This is a genomic window from Thermaerobacter nagasakiensis (genome assembly GCF_055396825.1).
The window spans coordinates 487,240-506,378 of the sequence record NZ_AP043740.1 but is presented as its reverse complement, the minus strand read 5'-3'; the positions used below and the strand labels follow the sequence as shown (position 1 = coordinate 506,378).

Sequence of the window (19,139 nt, the reverse complement as noted above, 5' to 3'; positions counted from 1 at the left end):
CTCAAGCGAAGGGGGAACGATCGTTGCTGGACCTGCGCTTTGTACGCCAGCATCCGGAAGTGGTGCGGGAAGCCCTGCGCCGGCGACGCCTGGATGCGGCGGACCTTGACGCCCTGCTGGAGGCTGACGCCCGCTGGCGCCAGCACCTGCAGCGGCTGGAGGAATTGCGGGCCCGCCGCAACGAGACTTCCGAGGCCATCGGGCGCTTGCGCCGTGAAGGGGCCGATACCTCGGAACTCATTGCCGCCATGCGCCAGGTGGGCGACACCATCAAGGAACTGGAAGAGCAGGTGCGCCAGCTGGAGCAGGAGATCCAGGACCGGCTGCTGCGTTTGCCCATGATTCCGGACCCCGAGGTACCCGACGGCGACGACGCCGGCGACAACGTGGAGGTACGCCGCTGGGGCACGCCGCCGGAGTTCGGCTTCGAGCCCAGGGCCCACTGGGATCTGGGACCCGCCCTGGGGATCCTGGATTTCGAGCGTGCCGCCAAGATCACCGGCGCACGCTTCACCGTCTTTCGCGGCCCGGGCGCGCGGCTGGTGCGGGCACTGATCCAGTTCATGCTGGACCTGCACACCCGGGAGCACGGCTATGCCGAGGTGCTCCCGCCCTTTCTGGTCCACCGCCAGAGCATGATCGGTACCGGCCAGCTGCCCAAGTTCGAGGAGGACGCCTTCCGGGTGGCCGACTCGGACTTCTATCTGGTCCCCACGGCGGAGGTGCCCGTCACCAACCTCTACCGGGACGAGATCCTGGACGCGGGCCAGCTGCCGATCTACCACGTGGCGTACACGCCCTGCTTCCGCGCGGAGGCGGGGTCGGCCGGCCGGGACACCCGCGGGCTGATCCGCCAGCACCAGTTCGACAAGGTGGAGCTGGTGAAGTTCGTCCGGCCCGAAGCGTCGCCGGAGGAGCACGAGAAACTGGTGGCCGATGCCGAGGCGGTGCTGCAGCGACTGGGCCTGCCGTACCGGGTCGTCCTGATCTGTACGGGTGACATGGGCTTTGCCCAGGCCCGGCAGTACGACCTGGAGGTCTGGATGCCCAGCTACGGGCGTTACGTCGAGATCTCGTCCTGCAGCAACTACCGCGACTACCAGGCGCGCCGGGCGAACATTCGCTTCCGCCCTGAACCCGGTGCGCGGCCGCAGTTCGTCCACACCCTCAACGGGTCCGGCCTGGCCGTGGGACGTACCCTGGCGGCCCTGCTTGAAAACTACCAGCAGGCCGACGGCAGCGTGGTGATCCCGCCCGCCCTGCGTCCGTACGTGGGGGTGGACGTGCTCCGGGCATAAAAGGCGTTGCGGACGAGCGACGCCGGGCCCGTGCACCGTGGTCCCGGGGGGCAGGCGTTCCCGTGGGGCGGGCGCGGGCGCCCGGCGTGCACGCGGCAGGCACCCACAGGACCGGGTGTCCCAGCGGCAGGGATCCTGTGCCAGCCCGGGCGAAGCCGGTAAGGGGCAAGCCCGCGGGCGTCCGGGGCTCCACCTGCGCCCCCGCGGCTCCACCCGCGCCCCTGGGGCTCCATGCCGCGCCCCCGCGGCTGCGTGCCGTGTTACAATTCTGAATGTCTCCGGTCTGGATGTCTCCGGATGTCCGGAAGGGTGGCGGAGTGGTTGAACGCGGCGGTCTTGAAAACCGCTGTGGGCCTCGGGCCCACCGTGGGTTCGAATCCCACCCCTTCCGCAGGACTTGTTCCCGCGCGAGCGGTCCGCCGGCGGGCGGCGTAAAGGCGGGACCCCGCGCCACACCTTCCATGCCGCCCCGACTGCCGGGCCGGCCCAGCCGACTGGCGACGGCCAGGCCCTTACCCGATACGGGTACCGATGAGGATCAGGGCCACGCCTCCCAGGATCAGGGCCAGCTTGAGGGGCGGCAGGGAGCCGGCCAGGCCGGCCAGGCCGATGGCCGTGGCCAGCATCATGGCCAGCGGCCCCGCCCCGGCCAGGAGGGCGTTGATCTCCAGCGCGCGGTCGACGCGGCCGTAACGCCAGATCAGCACCGCCGCCAGCACCTCCAGGCTGCCCGAGAGGAGCCGTGTCAGGGCCATGCCGGCCACGTACGGGTTGGGCGGTACCACAGGCCTCGCCTCCGTTCCCAGTCCACCCTACGCCGGCCGGCGGCCGTCCATGATGGAGTGCCGCCAAGGTGCCGGTGGTTGCGGGCCGGCGCGCCCGGCGCGCGGGCAATTCGGCGTCCCGGTGCGTCCGTGCCCGGAGCCGGGCGGCGCCGCCTGGCGGGCGACGCGGGTTGCACCGCCCGCGAGCCTGTGCTAACATTGGGGCTGTCGCCGGGAAGGGTGCCTGAGAGGTCGAAAGGAGCCGCCTGCTAAGCGGTTGAGGGGCCTTTAAAGCCCCTCCGAGGGTTCGAATCCCTCCCCTTCCGCTGAGCGCCAAGCCTAGTCGTGCGCCGTTAGCTCAGTCCGGATAGAGCGGCTGACTACGGATCAGCAGGTCGGGGGTTCAAATCCTCCACGGCGCACCGAAGAAACCCGGAACCAGGCAGGGTTTCTTCAGCGTTTCCAGCCCGGGAGCCTCGGCTCCCGGGCTTTTGCGCTGCAAGCAGGCTTTCAGACCAGCGTCGGCCTGATCCGCCGGCGGATCGCGAGCGATCCCCGCGCCAGCTTCCGCCGGACCTGCATCCAGAACCGCCACGCCGCCGCTGGCCCGCGGTCCGGCAGGTGCCCTGCGGGAACTTGAGCGGCTGCGCCCGGGCACCGCGGTGCACCGGTGGGTTGCCGTCCCGCCGCCGGTCCAGGGCTTCCAGGCGGGTGCCAGGTGGGTGCGGCGGGCCCGCGAGCACCGGCTGCCGGCGACCGATCCTGGGACCCGATGGCTCGGCCCGAGGTGCCTGAGCGCCAGGTGGTTCGGCTCGCGGTGGCTTAACGCGCCTGGCGGCGGCGGAGCACCTGAACCAGGGGATAGCCAAGAAGAAACACGACCCCCGCTTCCCCGGCGCCGATCCACAACACCCAGGGCAGGTAGGGGGTATGGGTCAGGTAGGACAGATAACCGCCGACCAGCACGGCGTTCAACACCACGGGCGCCAGATAACCCACCGGGTGGAAGGGGAAGCGGCGGGTGATCAAGGCCGCGGCCAGGGTCACCAGGGAGCCTCCGACCACGTCCCAGAGGCCGAAGGGGCTCTGGAGGTTGGCCAGGGCCACGCCGGCAAAAAGGCCCGGCACCGCCTCCGCCCAGAGCATGGGCAGCAGGGTGAGGGCCTCGCTCACCCGGAACTGGACCTGCCCGAAGGAGATGGGCTGGAAGATCAGGGTGAGCACCACGTACAGGGCGGCGATCATGCCCGCCCGCAACCAGCGCCGGAGGTCCATGCCATGCGCTCCTTCCTCAGCCGTTGTCGCTCCTTTCCCGGCCGTCACCAGGCCGGGCCGGGGCGCCGCGCCGGGACGCCGTCCTTCCCTTCCCGGATTCCGGAGGCCGGACAACCGCCGGGCGGCACCGGGTTCGGCAGGATCATCGCCGGCCCGCGCACGGCCGGGGCGACCCCGGCGAACCCTGTCAGGCCGGGTCGCCCGGCGGCCAGGGTCCATGATAGAATAACCGCGTGGCGGCGCGTAGCCCGGCGGTCCGCCACATGCGCCCGTAGCTCAGGTGGAAGAGCGCTTCCGTCCTAAGGAAGGCGTCGGGGGTTCGAGTCCTCCCGGGCGCACCGTGCAGCGTCATGGCGGGCGCACCACGGGGCGGGGCCGGTGGCACCGGCCAGCGGCTGGACCGCAGACCGCTCCGTCCCGCCGGATCCCGGCCAGAGCCCGGCTGCTCTGGCCTTTCTCATCGCCTCTTTCGTCCCCGGCCGCGGCCTGAGGGTGCGCCGGCCGAGGGCGCACCGCCAGCCCGGTGTCCTGAGGCGGCGGGCGCGCGGGCGGCCCCGGCCAGCTCGGAGAGGGGGTGCCGTAGTGGCCGGTACCGTTCATCCGGACGAACCGGCTCCGGGCACCGCGGCCGCGGAGGGTGGCGCGCAGGCCGGCGACGACCCGGACCAGCGGTACATGGCCGAGGCCCTGGCCGAGGCCCGGCGCGCCCTGGCCCTCGGGGAGGTTCCCGTGGGGGCGGTCGCCGTCTACCAGGACGCCATCATCGCCCGCGGCCACAACCTGCGCGAGCGGCTGGGCGACCCCACGGCCCACGCGGAGATCCTGGTGCTGCGGGAAGCGGCTGCGCGCCTGGGAGGCTGGCGGCTGGAAGGGGTGACCCTGTACGTCACCCTGGAACCTTGCCCCATGTGCGCGGGTGCCATCGTTCTGGCGCGGGTGCCGCGGCTGGTCTATGGTGCTCGCGACCCCAAGGCCGGCGCGGCCGGCAGCTTGATGAACCTGGTGCAACATGATAGACTGAATCACCGAGTCGAGCTGCGTTCCGGTGTGCTGGCCGACGCCAGCGCCGCTTTATTGCGGGGCTTCTTCCGCCGGCTGCGCGACACGGGCTTGCGGGATCCGGGCGGCGTGTTCCCGGATCCCGGTATGCGGCCCGATCCCGGTGGAGCCGGCCCGGGCGCCTGAACGTGTGGGCCGGACCGGCGGCGGGGGCGGCTGGCGGCGGCGGTGAACCGCCGTCGCGGCGGCCGGGGAGGGCCGGGGCGGAACACCGGAGCGTGGCCGGCGGGGGTCTGCGGCGCTGTGCCCCCCGAGGGGGCGAGGCCATGGCCGGGTCGCAGGCAGCATGGAAGGGTGCCGGAGTGGTTGAACGGGGCGGTCTCGAAAACCGTTGTGGGCGCAAGCCCACCGTGGGTTCGAATCCCACCCCTTCCGCAGGATGCCGGCCCGGCCGCACTCGCGGTCCGGTCCCGGGACCGGCCCCGGCCCGCTGCTTGGATGCCCGTCCCGGACGGCCGGCGGCGGTCCGGCCCAGCTGAAAAAGCGAGCAGGGCACGACGGAGAACCGTCCACGGCGAGGAAGGGTGGCCGAGCGGTTTAAGGCACACGCCTGGAGAGCGTGTGTGGGCGCAAGCCCACCGTGGGTTCGAATCCCACCCCTTCCGCCCTTTTTGTCTTCAGGACTCGCCTTTCTTGCCTTGGGTTTTGGTTCTGGCCTTTACCTTTATGCTTTGGCCGTGCTAGACGGGGAGGTAGCGGTGCCCTGTACCCGCAATCCGCTATAGCGGGGTCGAATTCCCGTCCGAGGCCCTCGCGGTCGGGGCCAGCACCGGACACGGGGTGTTGAAGGCCGGGTCCCGCGCAACGCGGACTCGTGAACCCCGCCAGGCCCGGAAGGGAGCAACGGTAAGCGAGCCACCGCGTGTGCCGCGGGGTAGCCGGGCCGGAGCCCACGGTTCGGCCAGCGCCCGGGTGCGGGTGTCGACGACGGGTGCACGGCCAAGCCTTTGCGGGAGGGCGACGGCGGAACCGCTACCGCCGCCGCCCTTTCTTCTTGGCAGGGGGGTTTTTGTTGAGCCAGCCCTACCAGGCCCTCTACCGCAGCTGGCGGCCCCAGCGCTTCGACGGTGTGGTGGGGCAGGAGCATGTCATCCGGACCCTGGCCAACGCCCTGCGCACCGGCCGTGTGGCCCACGCGTACCTCTTCGCCGGGCCGCGCGGCACCGGCAAGACCTCCGTCGCCAAGCTCCTGGCCAAGGCGGTGAACTGCCAGTCCCCCGAAGGCGTCGAGCCCTGCAACCGCTGCGACCTCTGCCGGGAGATCAACGACGGCTCCACCATGGACGTGCTGGAGATCGATGCCGCCTCCAACCGCGGCATCGACGAGATCCGCGAGCTGCGGGAGCGGGTGCGCTACGCGCCGGCCCGCGGGCGGTACAAGGTGTACATCATCGACGAGGTCCACATGCTGACCACCGAGGCGTTCAACGCCTTGCTGAAGACCCTGGAAGAGCCGCCGGCCCATGCCCTCTTCATCCTGGCCACCACCGAGCCTCACCGGCTGCCGGCCACCATCATCTCCCGCTGCCAGCGCTTCGACTTCCACCGGCTGAGCCCCGAGCAGATCGTCCAGCGGCTGGAGGCGGTCTGCACCGCCATGGGCGTCGAGGCGGAACCCGAAGCGCTGCGCCTGCTGGCCCGGCTGGCCGAAGGCGGCCTGCGGGACGCCTTGAGCCTGCTGGACCAGTGCCTGGCCATGGGCGGTGACCGGCTGGAGGTCGCCGTGGTGACCGAGCTGCTGGGGCTCGCCCCGGGGGAAGGCATCCTGGCCCTGACCCGCGCGGTGGTGGAAGGCGACATGGGCGCCGGCCTGCGGGCGGTGGCCGACCTCGCTGCCCAGGGCGTCGACCTGGCCCAGGCCCTGCGCGACTGGGTCGCCTGCTGGCGCGACCTGCTGGCCCTCCGTTCCGGCCTGGACAGCCGGCACCTGCTCTATGCCGGCGAAGACCTGGCGGCCCGGCTGGAGCCCCTGGCCCGCACCCTGGACGACGCCACCGCTCTGGCCTGCTTTGATGCCCTGGCCGAAGGGGAGGCGCTGTTGCGCTGGAGCGGCCAGCCCCGCCTGGCCTTGGAGGCTGCGCTGATCCGGGCGGTGGGGGAGCGGCTCGCCCGGCTTCCCGGTGGTGCCGATGGCACGGCGGCGGCGCCGGCCGGCGCCGAACCGGCCCGCACCGCCTGGGGCGGCCGGCCCGGGGACGGGGGGCCGGGCCGGGGGGCGGGGGCGACCGCCCCCCCGACTGCACCCGCCGCCGGGCCGGAGCGGCCCGAGCCGGAGGCGTCCGGGCCGGAAGGGCCGGCCACCCGGACGCCCGCCCGGGAGCGGTCCCGGCCCACCGGGGGGAGCGGGCAAGCCTCCACAGCAGGCCCGGCACCGGCGGGGCCCGACCCCGCTGCGGAGGGCGGCGCCGCGCCGGGGCAGGCGGCGGTCACCCCGCCCCAGGCGCTGGCCCGACAATGGGAGCGCTTCTTGCAGTCCCTGCGCCGGCGGCGGGAGTGGACGGCCCTGCATGCGCTGCTGCGAGCGGCGGGCGCGCCCCGGGTGGCAGGGGACGAGCTGGAGATCCCCTTTGCCCAGCCGGGGATGGCCCGGACGGCCGAGGTCAAGCTGCCCCAGCTGCGCCGCGCCATCGAAGCCTTTCTCGGCGCGCCGGTACCGGTCCGGGTTACCGTCGGCAACGGTGGTCCACCTTCCGGCCCGGGGGCGTCACCGGCCCAGGCCCAGGAGGCCGACGGACCGGCCGCCGCCCCCGCCGCAGGGCGGGCCAGGGAGCCGGAAGGGCGTGCGGACGGGGCGGCCCCCGAGGTCGCAGGGGCGCAGGAGCCCCCCACCACCCCGGTGGACCCCGGGATGCAGGTGCCTTTTGGGCCCGCTGCGCCCCAAGGTGCCCATGCCCGGCAGACCCCGGACCTGCAGGAACGCGATGCACCCCCTGCGACCGGGGGCGACGGCGCGGCCCAGGAGAGGGAAAGGGGAGCGGCGCCGCCTCGTGGCAGCGGTGACACCCCGGGGGCAGGCACGGCGTCACGCCTGGCGCCGGGGCCGGCCCAGGGGCAAGCCGCGGAGAGGGGGGCCGCCGGCAACTCCGGCGGGCGGGCGGCAGCCCGCCGCCATCCGCCGATGGGGCAAGGGGGGCCCGAGGCCCAGCTTCCGGGGACGCAGCCGCTGGCTGCGTCCGATCCTCCGCCGGCGCCGGCGGCGGCCGCACCGGCGCCGGGTTCGTCCGACGAGAACCTGCCACCGGACCTGGACGCGGTGCAGAGGGCGGCCTGGGAACTCTTTGGAGGGCAATGGATCCCGGTGAAGGAGGAATGGCAGCGTGAGCTTCGGCCCCATGGGCAAGATGCTGAAACAGCTTGAGAAGATGCAGCAGGAGATGGCGCGCCTGCAGGAAGAGCTGGGCCAGCGCGAGGTGGAGGCTACGGCCGGGGGCGGCATGGTCAAGGCGGTGGTCAACGGGCGCCAGGAGCTGCTGCGCCTGGAGATCGCACGGGAAGCCGTCGACCCTGACGACGTGGAACTCCTGCAGGACATGATCGTGGCGGCGGTCAACGAGGCCAGCCGCAAGGCCCAGGAGATGGTCCAGGCCGAGATGGCCCGGGTGACGGGCGGGCTCAAGCTGCCGAAGCTGCCGGGCTTGCCCGGCTTCTAGGGAGCGCGATGCCGGCATGGAGCACGCGCCTGCCTTTGCCCGCCTGATCGCCGAGTTGGAGAAGCTGCCCGGCATCGGCCCCAAGACGGCCCAACGCCTAGCCTATCACCTGCTCTTCCGCCCCCAGGAGGAGGTCCGGGCCCTGGCGGAGGCCATGGTGCAGGCCCGTGCCAGCGTCCGTTACTGCAGCGTCTGTGCCAACCTGACCGACCGCGATCCCTGCCCTGTCTGCCGGGATCCCGGGCGGGACCCGCGGGTGATCTGCGTGGTCGAGCAGCCCCGTGATGTGGTGGCCATGGAGCGCACGCGGGAGTTTCGCGGCCGTTACCACGTGTTGCACGGGGTCATCTCACCCATGGATGGCGTGGGGCCGGAGCAGCTCAGGGTGCGCGAGCTGCTGGCCCGCCTGCGCCAGGACCCGCCGGTGGAAGAGGTGATCCTGGCGACCAACCCCACGGTGGAGGGCGAGGCGACCGCCCTTTATCTGGCCCGCCTGATCAAGCCCCTGGGCATCCGGGTGACCCGCATCGCCCGCGGCGTGCCCGAGGGCGGGGACCTGGAATACGTGGACGAGCTCACCCTGACCCGCGCCCTGCAGGGACGGCAGGCCCTGTAGGATACGCCAGCCCTCTTCCTTGCTGGAATAAATCCCTGCTTCTGGGTCCATGTTTCCTCTTGCCGGCCGGCCGCGGCGGTGGTTCAACCCGCGTGTCCCGCCGCATACCCATAGGACAGGGGTCACCGCATGCCGGGACCCCCAGGCCGGCAAGGGGCGTGGAAGGGAATGCACGCAGAACGGGAACGCAGCTGGCTGCGACGCTGGTGGTGGCTGTGGCCCCGGCGGCGGCCCGCCGGCCCGGCCGGGGACGAACCGGCCAAGGTCCTGGTCCCGTGGCCCGCAGGAGGTCCGGGGCCTTCTCCGCATCATCCCCACGGTTCCTCCTCCCTCGCGGGATGCGGGCGGCCGCGCCCGGCCCCAGGCCGGCGCGCGCTTCGCCTCCCCTTCTCCCCCGCCGGGCCCGGCCAGGAAACCCGGGCTGGGGGCCGGGGAGCGCGGACCGGCAGCCCTGAGGACGACGCCGCCTTCGACTGGGTGCGCGCCGTCGAGGAGGCCCGGCGGGACTGGGAGCAGGCCCGCCTGTACTTCGAATGCGTCACCGACCAGGACCTGGTGGACCAGGCCATCCACCTTGTGCTTGCGGCGGAAAAGCGTTACGCCTACCTGCTGAAACAGGCGCGCCAGCGGGGCATCCAGGGCCTGCCGGCCCACCCCGGGGATCCGGCGGGACGGAAGGTGGCGCCTTGAAGGCCTTGAAGGCGGGGTGATGGCCATCGCCGGCGACGGCACCTGGGGGACCCTGGGCCTGGCCGCGGTGCTTTTGGGGGCCCTTGCCTGGCGCGCAGCCACGGCCGCGTCTGCCGGTGAGGCCCTGGCGCGCCTGATGGCCGACCTGGCCGTCGGGTCCGGCTGGGTCCTGGCCTTGAACCTGCTGCTGTCCCCTCTGGGTGCCCACGTGGGGTGGAACCCGGCCACCGCCTGGCTGGCGGGCACCCTGGGCCTGCCCGGCGCCATGGCCCTGGCGCTGCTGGCCGTGATGGCGCGCTGGCAGCCCTAGCGGCCCCCTGCGGGCGCGCCCCTTGGGCGATCCCCTGGGGCGCCCCGGGTGCCCCTCCCATGCCCGGCCTCCCTTTCCTGGGCAGCCCTCCCCGGGCCCTGCCTCCCTTTCCTTGACGCTGCCAGGCCGCTTTGTTACGATACCGCCGCTCCTGACGAGGCCGCGGCGGGCCGAGCCGGCCCCTGGCCCGGCGCGCGGCCGGTTCGTCCGGCATCATTTCGCGATGTTCGCGGTCGCGAGGAGGCAAGCCCCATGTCCCAGCCGGTGCGGGTCCGGTATGCGCCGTCGCCCACGGGTTACCTGCACATCGGCGGCGTCCGGACCATCCTGTTCAACTGGCTGTTTGCGCGGAAGCACGGGGGCCGGTTCGTCCTCCGGTTTGAAGACACCGACCCCGAGCGGTCGCGGGATGAATTGATCGAACCCATGCTGGAGAGCATCCGCTGGCTGGGCCTGGACTGGGATGAGGGCCCCGACGTGGGCGGTCCCTACGGCCCCTACCGGCAGTCCCAGCGGCTCGACCTGTACCGGCAGGAGCTCGACCGCCTGCTGGCCGAGGGGAAGGCGTACCACTGCTATTGCACCCCCGAAGAGCTGAACGCCGAACGCGAGGCGGCGCGGGCGGCGGGCCGGCCGGCCGTCTACAGCGGCCGCTGCCGCCATCTGACCGAGGCCCAGCGGCGGGAACTGGAGGCCGAAGGGCGCCGCCCGGCGGTGCGCCTGCGGGTGCCCGATCAAGGGCTGGTGACGGTCCGCGACCTGGTGAAGGGCGAGGTCGCCTTTGACGTGGCCCAGTTCGGGGACTTCATCATCGCCCGCGCCGACGGGATGCCCGTGTACAACTTCGCCGTGGTGGTGGATGACCACCACATGGCCATAAGCCACGTGATCCGCGGGGACGAGCACCTCTCCAACACGCCCAAGCAGCTGCTGGTCTACCAGGCGCTGGGCTGGGAGCCGCCCCAGTTTGCGCACGTGCCCATGATCCTGGCGCCCGACCGGAGCAAGTTGAGCAAGCGCCACGGTGCGGTGGCCGTCGACGAGTACCGGCGCCAGGGGTTCCTGCCCGAGGCGATCCTCAACTACGTGGCCTTGCTGGGCTGGTCCCCCGGAGACGACCGGGAGATCCTGTCCCTGGACGAGATGATCCAGCTCTTCGATCTGGACCGGGTCTCCCATACCGCGGCCATCTACGACGTGGAAAAGATGGCCTGGATGAACGGCCACTACCTTCGCGAGGCCGATCTGGACCGGGTGGTGGAACTGGCCCTGCCGCGCCTGCAGGCAGCGGGACTTCTGGACGCGCCGCCCCAGGGCGAGGAGCGCCGGCGGCTGCGGGCCATCCTGGACGCCGTACGCCAGCGGGTCCGGACCCTGGATGAGCTGGTGGAAGCCAGCCGCTATTTCTTCACCGACGTGGAGGGGTACGACGAGGCCGGGGTGCGCAAGCACTTCGACCGCGACGACGCCATCCCGATCCTCGAGGCGGTGGCGGAGACCCTGGCCCGGGTCGAGCCCTGGACCCAGGCGGCCATCGAACAGGCCTTACGCGGCCTGGCGGAGCGGCTGGGTGTGGGGACCGGGCGCATCTTCCACCCCACGCGCCTGGCGGTGTCGGGGCGCACGGTGGGCCCCGGTGTCTTCGATGTGATCTGCTGGGTCGGGCGCGAGCGCTGTCTGGAGCGGATCCGGCGCGCCATCGGGTGGATCCGGCAGCGGCGGGCCGCGCGGGCGGCGGCGCAGCCGGCTGGGCGCCCGGGCGGGCCGGTGGGCAGCTGAGGCTGTGCCTTGCGCCTTCGGGGTTGCCGGTTCTACCGGAGCCGGTGGCGGCACGGGCTGCCGGCCGGCCGGGCGGTTAGGGCCGCCCGGCGGCGGGAACCGCCAGGCCACCGGCCTCCCGCCGCCCCCCGGCCGTGCTTGGCGCGGTGGTTTTAAGGGGCCGTGGGGCGGGCGTTGCCGGTGCCGGTTTCCGGCTATGTCATGGGCTTCCCTGCCCGCCATCGGGAACAGAGGCACCAGGCGTGCCCGTGTTTCCTCCACCGCAGCCTTGGGTATGATAGGGCCCGGCCGGACCGCCGCGGCCCGTGCGTCGCGAGGCAGGGAGGGACCGGCATCCCCGGGACGCCCCAGCGGCACCACAGCCTGCCGGCCGGCCCGTGGGGCCAAGCAGTTGTAGCAGCGCGGATGCCGTGCTATAATGCGTGTTGCGCCCGCGGGGCGCCGGTTCGAAGGCCTTGACAGGCTCGCGAATCGAGACAACATGATGGGGATTGGGGTAACGGCAGCCCGCCAGGTTCTGGCCCTGGTAGTCCAGGTTCGAATCCTGGATCCCCAGCAGTGCCCCGTTCGTCTAGCGGCCTAGGATACCGCCCTCTCACGGCGGAGACACCGGTTCGAGTCCGGTACGGGGCACACCAGCACCCGGGAGCTCGCTTCCGGGTGCTGCTTCTGCGGCGGCCTCGGGCCGCCTCGGGCGCGCGGCAAGCCGGCGCCACGGGGTGTTGACAGGGTCAAAGGCCGCTGCTAAGATACCAAACCGTCGGCGCCACGAGCGCCGGGCGAAACGACTGGTCCTTGAAAACGGAGCAGCGCGTGGAGAGGCAGGCCTTGCGAGCCTGGTGGTCATCGTGCCGCTGCGCGGGAGCGCAGGGGTGGCGGTGGCCGGGCAACGCGAAAAGAGCGCGAGCCGCGAGAGGACTCTCTTGCGGGAAGGGAACTTTCCGGAGGAGAGTTTGATCCTGGCTCAGGACGAACGCTGGCGGCGTGCCTAAGACATGCAAGTCGAGCGGGGGGACTGGGGAGCTTGCTCTCCGGTCTCCTAGCGGCGGACGGGTGAGTAACACGTGGGCAACCTGCCCGGCAGTGGGGGATAACCCTGGGAAACCGGGGCTAATACCGCATACGGTCCGCGCTCCGCATGGGGTGTGGAAGAAAGGCCGTCGTGAGGCGGTCGCTGCCGGAGGGGCCCGCGGCCCATCAGCTCGTTGGTGGGGTAACGGCCCACCAAGGCGACGACGGGTAGCCGGCCTGAGAGGGTGGCCGGCCACACTGGGACTGAGACACGGCCCAGACTCCTACGGGAGGCAGCAGTCGGGAATCTTGCGCAATGGGCGAAAGCCTGACGCAGCGACGCCGCGTGGGGGAGGAAGCCCTTCGGGGTGTAAACCCCTGTCGTCCGGGACGAAGGTGAGGGGCTGAAAGGCCTCTTGCTGACGGTACCGGAGGAGGAAGCCCCGGCTAACTACGTGCCAGCAGCCGCGGTAAGACGTAGGGGGCGAGCGTTGTCCGGAATCACTGGGCGTAAAGGGCGCGTAGGCGGCCTGGCAAGTCGGATGTGAAAGGTCCCGGCTCAACCGGGGAGGTGCATTCGAAACTGCCGGGCTTGAGGGCAGGAGAGGGCAGCGGAATTCCCGGTGGAGCGGTGAAATGCGTAGAGATCGGGAGGAACACCAGTGGCGAAGGCGGCTGCCTGGCCTGGCCCTGACGCTGAGGCGCGACAGCGTGGGGAGCGAACGGGATTAGATACCCCGGTAGTCCACGCCGTAAACGATGGGTGCTAGGTGTGGGAGGTATCGACCCCTTCCGTGCCGGAGCTAACGCACTAAGCACCCCGCCTGGGGAGTACGGCCGCAAGGCTGAAACTCAAAGGAATTGACGGGGGCCCGCACAAGCGGTGGAGCATGTGGTTTAATTCGAAGCAACGCGAAGAACCTTACCTGGGCTTGACATCACCGCGAACCTGGCCGAAAGGCCGGGGTGCCCTTCGGGGAGCGCGGTGACAGGTGCTGCATGGTTGTCGTCAGCTCGTGTCGTGAGATGTTGGGTTAAGTCCCGCAACGAGCGCAACCCCCGCCCTGTGTTGCCAGCGGCTTGGCCGGGCACTCACAGGGGACTGCCGGTGACAAACCGGAGGAAGGTGGGGATGACGTCAAATCATCATGGCCCTTATGCCCAGGGCTACACACGTGCTACAATGGCCGGTACAACGGGTTGCGAACCCGCGAGGGGGAGCCAATCCCTAAAAGCCGGTCCCAGTTCGGATCGCAGGCTGCAACTCGCCTGCGTGAAGCCGGAATCGCTAGTAATCGCGGATCAGAATGCCGCGGTGAATACGTTCCCGGGCCTTGTACACACCGCCCGTCACACCACGGGAGCCGGCAACACCCGAAGCCGGTGGCCCAACCCGAAAGGGAGGGAGCCGTCGAAGGTGGGGCCGGTGACTGGGGTGAAGTCGTAACAAGGTAGCCCTACGGGAACGTGGGGCTGGATCACCTCCTTTCTAAGGAGTGCCCGCCGGTGCACCGCACCGGCCCACTCCAGGTCGATCCTGCCTCGACGAAGCGCGCTGCTCGGTTTTCAAGGACCGGGTCGCCCGGTGCCTGGGCGCCCTGGGTTTTGCACCTTGACAGCGGCATAGGGGAAGCAGGAGAGCGTGACGCGGGAAGCCGGTGTGCGCGCCTTGCGCGTGGGCACCCGCGGGGCAGCGGTTGGCGCTGCGGCGGGTGGGTGGCGTGTGAGGGCGAGAAGGTAGGAAGGGCACACGGTGGATGCCTCGGCGCGAAGGGCCGATGAAGGGCGTGGTAAGCTGCGAAAAGCCTCGGGGAGCCGCAAGCAGGCGTTGATCCGGGGATGCCCGAATGGGGAAACCCGGCGGGGGGAATGCCCCGTCATCCCGGACTGAATCCATAGGTTCGGGAGGGGAACCGCGGGAACTGAAACATCTCAGTACCGCGAGGAAAAGAAATCAACCGAGATTCCCCGAGTAGCGGCGAGCGAAAGGGGAGGAGCCCAAACCCGGGCGGTGGAGAAGGCTGCCACCGTTGCCGTCCGGGGGTTGCGGGGCGCAGGAGCGGAGCTTGGCAGGGCTCCGGCGGAGTGAGCAAGCCGTCCGCTAGCCGAAGCGGTCTGGAAAGGCCGGCCAGAGAGGGTAACAGCCCCGTAGGCGAAAGCGGAAGGCCTCCGTTGCTGCGTTCCCGAGTACCACGGGGCACGTGGAACCCCGTGGGAAGCTGGGGGGACCACCCTCCAAGGCTAAATACCCGAGCGACCGATAGTGCACCAGTACCGTGAGGGAAAGGTGAAAAGCACCCCGGGAGGGGAGTGAAAGAGAACCTGAAACCGTGTGCCTACAGTCAGTCGGAGGGGCGCAAGCCCTGACGGCGTGCCTATTGAAGAATGAGCCGGCGAGTGACCGTCTGCAGCGAGGTTAAGGGCCGCAGGTCCGGAGCCGTAGGGAAACCGAGTCCGAACAGGGCGCCAGTTGCAGGCGGTCGACCCGAAACCGGGTGATCTACCCATGGCCAGGGTGAAGCGCGGGTAAGACCGCGTGGAGGCCCGAACCAGGTTGGTGTTGAAAAACCATCGGATGAGCTGTGGGTAGGGGTGAAATGCCAAGCGAACCCGGAGATAGCTGGTTCTCCCCGAAACCACTTGAGGGTGGGCCTTCCGGGCTGACGCGCGGGGGTAGAGCACTGCTTGGGCTAGGGGCCTTCGCGGGTTACCGAACTCAGGCAAACTCCGAATACCGCGCGGTGAACCGGAGGAGTTAGAGCACGGGGGATAAGCTTCGTGCTCGAGAGGGAAACAACCCAGACCACCAGCTAAGGCCCCCAAGTCCGTGCTAAGTGGCAAAGGATGTGGGGTCGCTAAGACAACCAGGATGTTGGCTTAGAAGCAGCCATCATTTAAAGAGTGCGTAATAGCTCACTGGTCGAGCGACCCTGCGCCGAAAATGACGCGGGGCTCAAGCACGGCGCCGAAGCTGTGGACGGGCGCAAGCCCGTGGTAGGGGAGCGTTGCCTGGGCGGCGAAGGCCGGTCGTGAGGCCGGCTGGAGCGCAGGCAAGTGAGAATGCCGGCATGAGTAGCGAAAAGGCCGGTGAGAATCCGGCCCGCCGAAAGCCCAAGGGTTCCTGAGCAAGGCTCGTCCGCTCAGGGTTAGTCGGGACCTAAGCCGAGGCCGAAAGGCGTAGGCGATGGAGAACCGGTTCATATTCCGGTACCACCGGGAAGCCGTTACGAGCGATGGGGGGACGCAGGAGGGTAGGTACCGCCGGCCGCTGGAGATGGCCGGTGCAAGCGGGTAGGGAGCCCCGGGAGGCAAATCCCCCGGGGAGTCCTGAGACGCGACGCCGAGCCCCCTCGGGGGCGAAGGGGCCGATCCCCCACTGCCAAGAAAAGCCTCTAGCCAGGCTTCCGGTGCCCGTACCCGAAACCGACACAGGTGGGCGAGGCGAGAAGCCTAAGGCGCGCGGGAAAACCCTCGCTAAGGAACTCGGCAAACTGACCCCGTAACTTCGGGAGAAGGGGTGCCCCCTGGGGTGAAGGCCCTGGCGGCCGGAGCGCCGGGGGGTCGCAGCGAAGAGGCCCAGGCGACTGTTTATCAAAAACACAGGTCCCTGCGAAGCCGTAAGGCGCAGTATAGGGGCTGACGCCTGCCCGGTGCTGGAAGGTTAAGGGGAGGGGTTAGGGCGCAAGCCCAAAGCTCCGAACCGAAGCCCCAGTAAACGGCGGCCGTAACTATAACGGTCCTAAGGTAGCGAAATTCCTTGTCGGGTAAGTTCCGACCCGCACGAAAGGCGTAACGACCTGGGCGCTGTCTCGGCGAGGGGCCCGGTGAAATTGAGCGGCCCGTGAAGACGCGGGCGACCCGCAGCTGGACGGAAAGACCCCGTGGAGCTTTACTGCAACCTGTCATTGAACGTCTGCCGGCCATGTATAGGATAGGTGGGAGGCTGCGAACCCGGGCCGCCAGGTTCGGGGGAGCCGACGGTGGAATACCACCCTTGGACGGCGGGCGTTCTAACCGCGGCCCGTCATCCGGGTCCGGGACCGTGGCAGGTGGGCAGTTTGACTGGGGCGGTCGCCTCCTAAAAGGTAACGGAGGCGCCCAAAGGTACCCTCGGCACGGTTGGAAATCGTGCGCGGAGTGCAAAGGCACAAGGGTGCTTGACTGCGAGACCGACGGGTCGAGCAGGGGCGAAAGCCGGGCTTAGTGATCTTACGGTCCTGTGTGGAAGGGCCGTGACTCAACGGATAAAAGCTACCCCGGGGATAACAGGCTGATCTCCCCCAAGAGTCCACATCGACGGGGAGGTTTGGCACCTCGATGTCGGCTCATCGCATCCTGGGGCCGCAGCAGGTCCCAAGGGTTGGGCTGTTCGCCCATTAAAGCGGTACGTGAGCTGGGTTCAGAACGTCGTGAGACAGTTCGGTCCCTATCCACTGCGGGCGCAGGAGACTTGAGGGGCGCCTTCCCTAGTACGAGAGGACCGGGAAGGACCGACCGCTGGTATCCCAGTTGTCCCGCCCGGGGCACGGCTGGAACGCCATGTCGGGACCGGATAAGCGCTGAAAGCATCTAAGCGCGAAGCCGACCCCAAGATGAGGTCTCCCATCCCGTCAAGGGAGTAAGACCCCTGGTGGATCACCAGGTCGATAGGCCGGGCGTGTAAGGACCGCAAGGTCTTCAGCGACCCGGTACTAATCGGTCGAGGCCTTCTCCCTTCATCCCTCCACCCCCCGCCCATCGCCAAGCGTTGCTCCGCTCCCGCCTCACCCACGCTCCCCTTCCCCTGTGCCGCCCTCAAGGGGCAAAACCCCCCACCGTTCCGGTGGCCATAGCGGAGGGGTCCCACCCGTTCCCATCCCGAACACGGCCGTTAAGCCCTCCAGCGCCAATGGTACTGGGCGGGTCACCGCCCGGGAGAGTAGGTCGCCGCCGGAACACTTTTTTAACTTTATTCAGCTTCAAAGTTACATCACGGTTCCCAGCCGTTCCGGGCCGATGACCGCGGTGGTTTCAACCTGGCACGACGGGCACGGCGCTGTACGGATCTGGCAGGCGTTCTGACAGGGATTGTAGGGTGCCCTGGCAGAGGCTATAATGGGGACTGTGATGGTCGTTCCAGCGTAGCTCAGCGGTAGAGCACCCGGCTGTTAACCGGGGGGTCGCAGGTTCGAATCCTGCCGCTGGAGCACGCCTAGAGCCGAGAGGCGACGGTGTTCAGCCGTCGCCTCTCGGCGTTATGGAACCCGAGCGGGCCCAAGCAGAACCGCGACCGGCGGTTCCGCTAGATCCTGTCGAGGAGATAGGGTACCGGCCGGCGAACCTATGAAGGACCATGGTGGAGGTCGCGCCGGCTGAGTGCAGGCGTTCCAGCTGAGTGGCTTCCTCAAGGTAGGGCACCAGGACATGGGGAAGGACACGGCGGCTGACTCGGCGCAGGACCGGGCGGCAAGCGGGCCGGCGGGACGCGGCCCGTTACGGGCTGCCGCCCGGCGCGGCTGGTTCATCACCCTGGAGGGTGGGGAAGGCAGCGGCAAGAGCACCCAAGCGGCGGTGGTGATGGACTGGCTGCGCTCCCGCGGCATCCCGTCCCGGCTGGTCCGCGAGCCCGGCGGCACGGCCCTCGGCGAGCGCCTGCGGGAGCTGTTGCTGGACGGCGCCGGCAGGCCCGTGCCCATGGCCGAGATGCTGATGTTCGCGGCGGCCCGCGCCCAACTGGTGGAGACGGTGATCTTGCCGGCCCTCCTGGCGGGTGAGACGGTGGTCTGCGACCGCTATGTCGACTCGAGCCTGGCCTATCAAGGGGCGGGGCTCGGTCTTGGCGGCACCACGGTGTGGAGCGTCAACCGCCTGGCCACGCGCGGGCTGCTACCGGACCTGACGCTGCTCTTTGATTGCCCTCCCGATGTGGCGCGGGCCCGCCTCCGGCGCCCGGCCGACGGCATCGAGAGCCGCGACACCGGTTTCCACCACCGGGTGCGCCAGGGCTACCTCGACCTGGCGCGGGCCGAGCCGCGTCGCATCGTGGTCATCGATGCCACGCGCCCTGCCCTGGTGGTGGCTGAGGCTGTTCGCGAGGCGCTGGAGCGCACGCTTGGCCCCCAGCTGTAGCCCGGGCTTGCAGGGACCGGTCCGAATTCGGCGGCTCATCCGGGTCGCGCATGCCCCGGGCGGCCCGCGCACCGGGACAGGTGCCCGCGATTAAGCTATTAAAACAGGCCCGCAGGACAGGGCCGGAAGCGGTCCTGCGCCGCGCAGCCCCGTGGCCAGGGCGGCCCTGGCGGCCCTGGCGCCTGCGGCGAGGGGCGGACGACCAGAAAGGCGGGTGGCCGCGGTGAAGCTGGTGGTGGCGGTGGTACAGGATAAGGATGCCGGCCGCCTGATCGAGGAACTGGTGGACCGGGGATACCGGGCCACCACGCTGGCCAGCACCGGTGGCTTCCTCAAGGAGGGCAACACCACCCTGCTGGTGGGGGCCGAAGATGCCCAGGTGGACGAGGTGGTGGCCATCATCAAGAGGGTCTGCCGGCCCCGGGAACAGGTGGTGACACCGCTGGGGCCCATCGGTGGGGCCGTGGACACCTATGTGCCCTATCCCGTCGAGGTGATCGTGGGCGGCGCCACCATCTTCGTCCTGAACGTGGAGCGCTTCGAGCATGTTTGAACGGGATGGCCAGCCCCCCGAACAAG

The 19,139-nt window shown here is 70.1% G+C and carries 12 protein-coding genes, 9 tRNA genes, 3 rRNA genes and 1 other RNA gene; 23 read left to right on the top strand and 2 right to left on the bottom strand.

Features of this window, described 5'->3' with window-relative positions:
* Positions 1-23: 23 nt before the first annotated feature.
* Positions 24-1,298: a serine--tRNA ligase gene (gene serS / locus ACZ5T9_RS02145; RefSeq protein ID WP_464833660.1), complete on the top strand. Its 1,275-nt coding sequence runs from the start codon at positions 24-26 to the stop codon at positions 1,296-1,298.
* A 303-nt stretch (positions 1,299-1,601) separates the two neighbouring features.
* A tRNA-Ser gene (locus ACZ5T9_RS02140) sits at positions 1,602-1,689 on the top strand.
* A gap of 121 nt (positions 1,690-1,810) precedes the next feature.
* Here ACZ5T9_RS02140 and ACZ5T9_RS02135 read toward each other — a convergent pair.
* Positions 1,811-2,083 (bottom strand): YqhV family protein, encoded by a 273-nt coding sequence (locus tag ACZ5T9_RS02135; RefSeq protein WP_464833658.1) that lies wholly within the window; start codon positions 2,081-2,083, stop codon positions 1,811-1,813.
* A gap of 213 nt (positions 2,084-2,296) precedes the next feature.
* Here ACZ5T9_RS02135 and ACZ5T9_RS02130 point away from each other — a divergent pair.
* A tRNA-Ser gene (locus ACZ5T9_RS02130) sits at positions 2,297-2,388 on the top strand.
* Between the two features lie 21 nt (positions 2,389-2,409).
* Positions 2,410-2,484 (top strand) — tRNA-Arg (locus ACZ5T9_RS02125).
* Between the two features lie 400 nt (positions 2,485-2,884).
* On the opposite strand, the gene ACZ5T9_RS02120 is transcribed toward ACZ5T9_RS02125, so the two are convergent.
* On the bottom strand, positions 2,885-3,337 hold the full coding sequence (locus tag ACZ5T9_RS02120; protein ID WP_464833657.1) for a QueT transporter family protein: 453 nt from the start codon (positions 3,335-3,337) through the stop codon (positions 2,885-2,887).
* Positions 3,338-3,602: 265 nt separating this feature from the next.
* Between ACZ5T9_RS02120 and ACZ5T9_RS02115 the strand changes: the two genes are divergently transcribed.
* From ACZ5T9_RS02115 to ACZ5T9_RS02025, 19 genes are all read left to right on the top strand, one after another.
* Positions 3,603-3,675: transfer RNA gene (locus ACZ5T9_RS02115), tRNA-Arg, on the top strand.
* A 244-nt stretch (positions 3,676-3,919) separates the two neighbouring features.
* A complete protein-coding gene (gene tadA, locus ACZ5T9_RS02110) occupies positions 3,920-4,522 on the top strand; it encodes a tRNA adenosine(34) deaminase TadA (RefSeq protein WP_006902729.1) in 603 nt (200 codons plus the stop codon).
* A gap of 162 nt (positions 4,523-4,684) precedes the next feature.
* Positions 4,685-4,771: transfer RNA gene (locus ACZ5T9_RS02105), tRNA-Ser, on the top strand.
* Between the two features lie 143 nt (positions 4,772-4,914).
* Positions 4,915-5,001, top strand: a tRNA-Ser gene (locus ACZ5T9_RS02100).
* 70 nt (positions 5,002-5,071) lie between these two features.
* An RNA gene (ffs, locus tag ACZ5T9_RS02095) (signal recognition particle sRNA large type) lies at positions 5,072-5,335 on the top strand.
* A 73-nt stretch (positions 5,336-5,408) separates the two neighbouring features.
* Positions 5,409-7,754: a DNA polymerase III subunit gamma/tau gene (dnaX, locus tag ACZ5T9_RS02090; RefSeq protein WP_464833656.1), complete on the top strand. Its 2,346-nt coding sequence runs from the start codon at positions 5,409-5,411 to the stop codon at positions 7,752-7,754.
* Positions 7,714-8,046 (top strand): YbaB/EbfC family nucleoid-associated protein, encoded by a 333-nt coding sequence (locus tag ACZ5T9_RS02085; RefSeq protein WP_006902727.1) that lies wholly within the window; start codon positions 7,714-7,716, stop codon positions 8,044-8,046. Before dnaX ends, ACZ5T9_RS02085 begins: the two co-directional genes overlap by 41 nt.
* Positions 8,047-8,062: 16 nt before the next feature.
* Positions 8,063-8,662, top strand: a complete 600-nt coding sequence (recR, locus tag ACZ5T9_RS02080) for a recombination mediator RecR (RefSeq protein ID WP_006902726.1) — start codon at positions 8,063-8,065, stop codon at positions 8,660-8,662.
* Between the two features lie 477 nt (positions 8,663-9,139).
* On the top strand, positions 9,140-9,352 hold the full coding sequence (locus tag ACZ5T9_RS02075; RefSeq protein WP_464833655.1) for a YaaL family protein: 213 nt from the start codon (positions 9,140-9,142) through the stop codon (positions 9,350-9,352).
* Between the two features lie 19 nt (positions 9,353-9,371).
* Complete coding sequence (locus ACZ5T9_RS02070; RefSeq protein ID WP_464833654.1) at positions 9,372-9,662, top strand: pro-sigmaK processing inhibitor BofA family protein; 291 nt, start codon at positions 9,372-9,374, stop codon at positions 9,660-9,662.
* Between the two features lie 252 nt (positions 9,663-9,914).
* On the top strand, positions 9,915-11,441 hold the full coding sequence (gene gltX / locus ACZ5T9_RS02065) for a glutamate--tRNA ligase (protein WP_464833653.1): 1,527 nt from the start codon (positions 9,915-9,917) through the stop codon (positions 11,439-11,441).
* Positions 11,442-11,926: 485 nt separating this feature from the next.
* Positions 11,927-11,997: transfer RNA gene (locus tag ACZ5T9_RS02060), tRNA-Gln, on the top strand.
* A 4-nt stretch (positions 11,998-12,001) separates the two neighbouring features.
* Positions 12,002-12,074 (top strand) — tRNA-Glu (locus ACZ5T9_RS02055).
* Between the two features lie 308 nt (positions 12,075-12,382).
* Positions 12,383-13,941, top strand: a 16S ribosomal RNA gene (locus tag ACZ5T9_RS02050).
* 241 nt (positions 13,942-14,182) lie between these two features.
* A 23S ribosomal RNA gene (locus ACZ5T9_RS02045) occupies positions 14,183-17,167 on the top strand.
* A gap of 103 nt (positions 17,168-17,270) precedes the next feature.
* A 5S ribosomal RNA gene (gene rrf, locus ACZ5T9_RS02040) occupies positions 17,271-17,387 on the top strand.
* Together the 16S, 23S and 5S rRNA genes with 3 tRNA genes alongside form the textbook arrangement of a ribosomal RNA operon.
* 179 nt (positions 17,388-17,566) lie before the next feature.
* Positions 17,567-17,638, top strand: a tRNA-Asn gene (locus ACZ5T9_RS02035).
* Between the two features lie 169 nt (positions 17,639-17,807).
* The gene (gene tmk, locus ACZ5T9_RS02030; RefSeq protein WP_464833651.1) at positions 17,808-18,560 is read left to right on the top strand and encodes a dTMP kinase; all 753 of its coding nucleotides are present in this window, start codon (positions 17,808-17,810) and stop codon (positions 18,558-18,560) included.
* A gap of 223 nt (positions 18,561-18,783) precedes the next feature.
* Positions 18,784-19,113 carry a cyclic-di-AMP receptor gene (locus ACZ5T9_RS02025; protein WP_464833650.1) on the top strand — a complete coding sequence of 110 codons (330 nt, stop codon included), beginning with the start codon at positions 18,784-18,786 and terminating at the stop codon, positions 19,111-19,113.
* The last annotated feature ends 26 nt before the right edge of the window (positions 19,114-19,139 follow it).

Coding starts and splice junctions, on each gene's coding strand:
- recR (WP_006902726.1), top strand. CDS start 8,063: ATGGAGCACGCGCCTGCCTTTGCCCGCCTGATCGCCGAGTTGGAGAAG.
- gltX (WP_464833653.1), top strand. CDS start 9,915: ATGTCCCAGCCGGTGCGGGTCCGGTATGCGCCGTCGCCCACGGGTTAC.
- ACZ5T9_RS02070 (WP_464833654.1), top strand. CDS start 9,372: ATGGCCATCGCCGGCGACGGCACCTGGGGGACCCTGGGCCTGGCCGCG.
- ACZ5T9_RS02120 (WP_464833657.1), bottom strand. CDS start 3,337: ATGGACCTCCGGCGCTGGTTGCGGGCGGGCATGATCGCCGCCCTGTAC.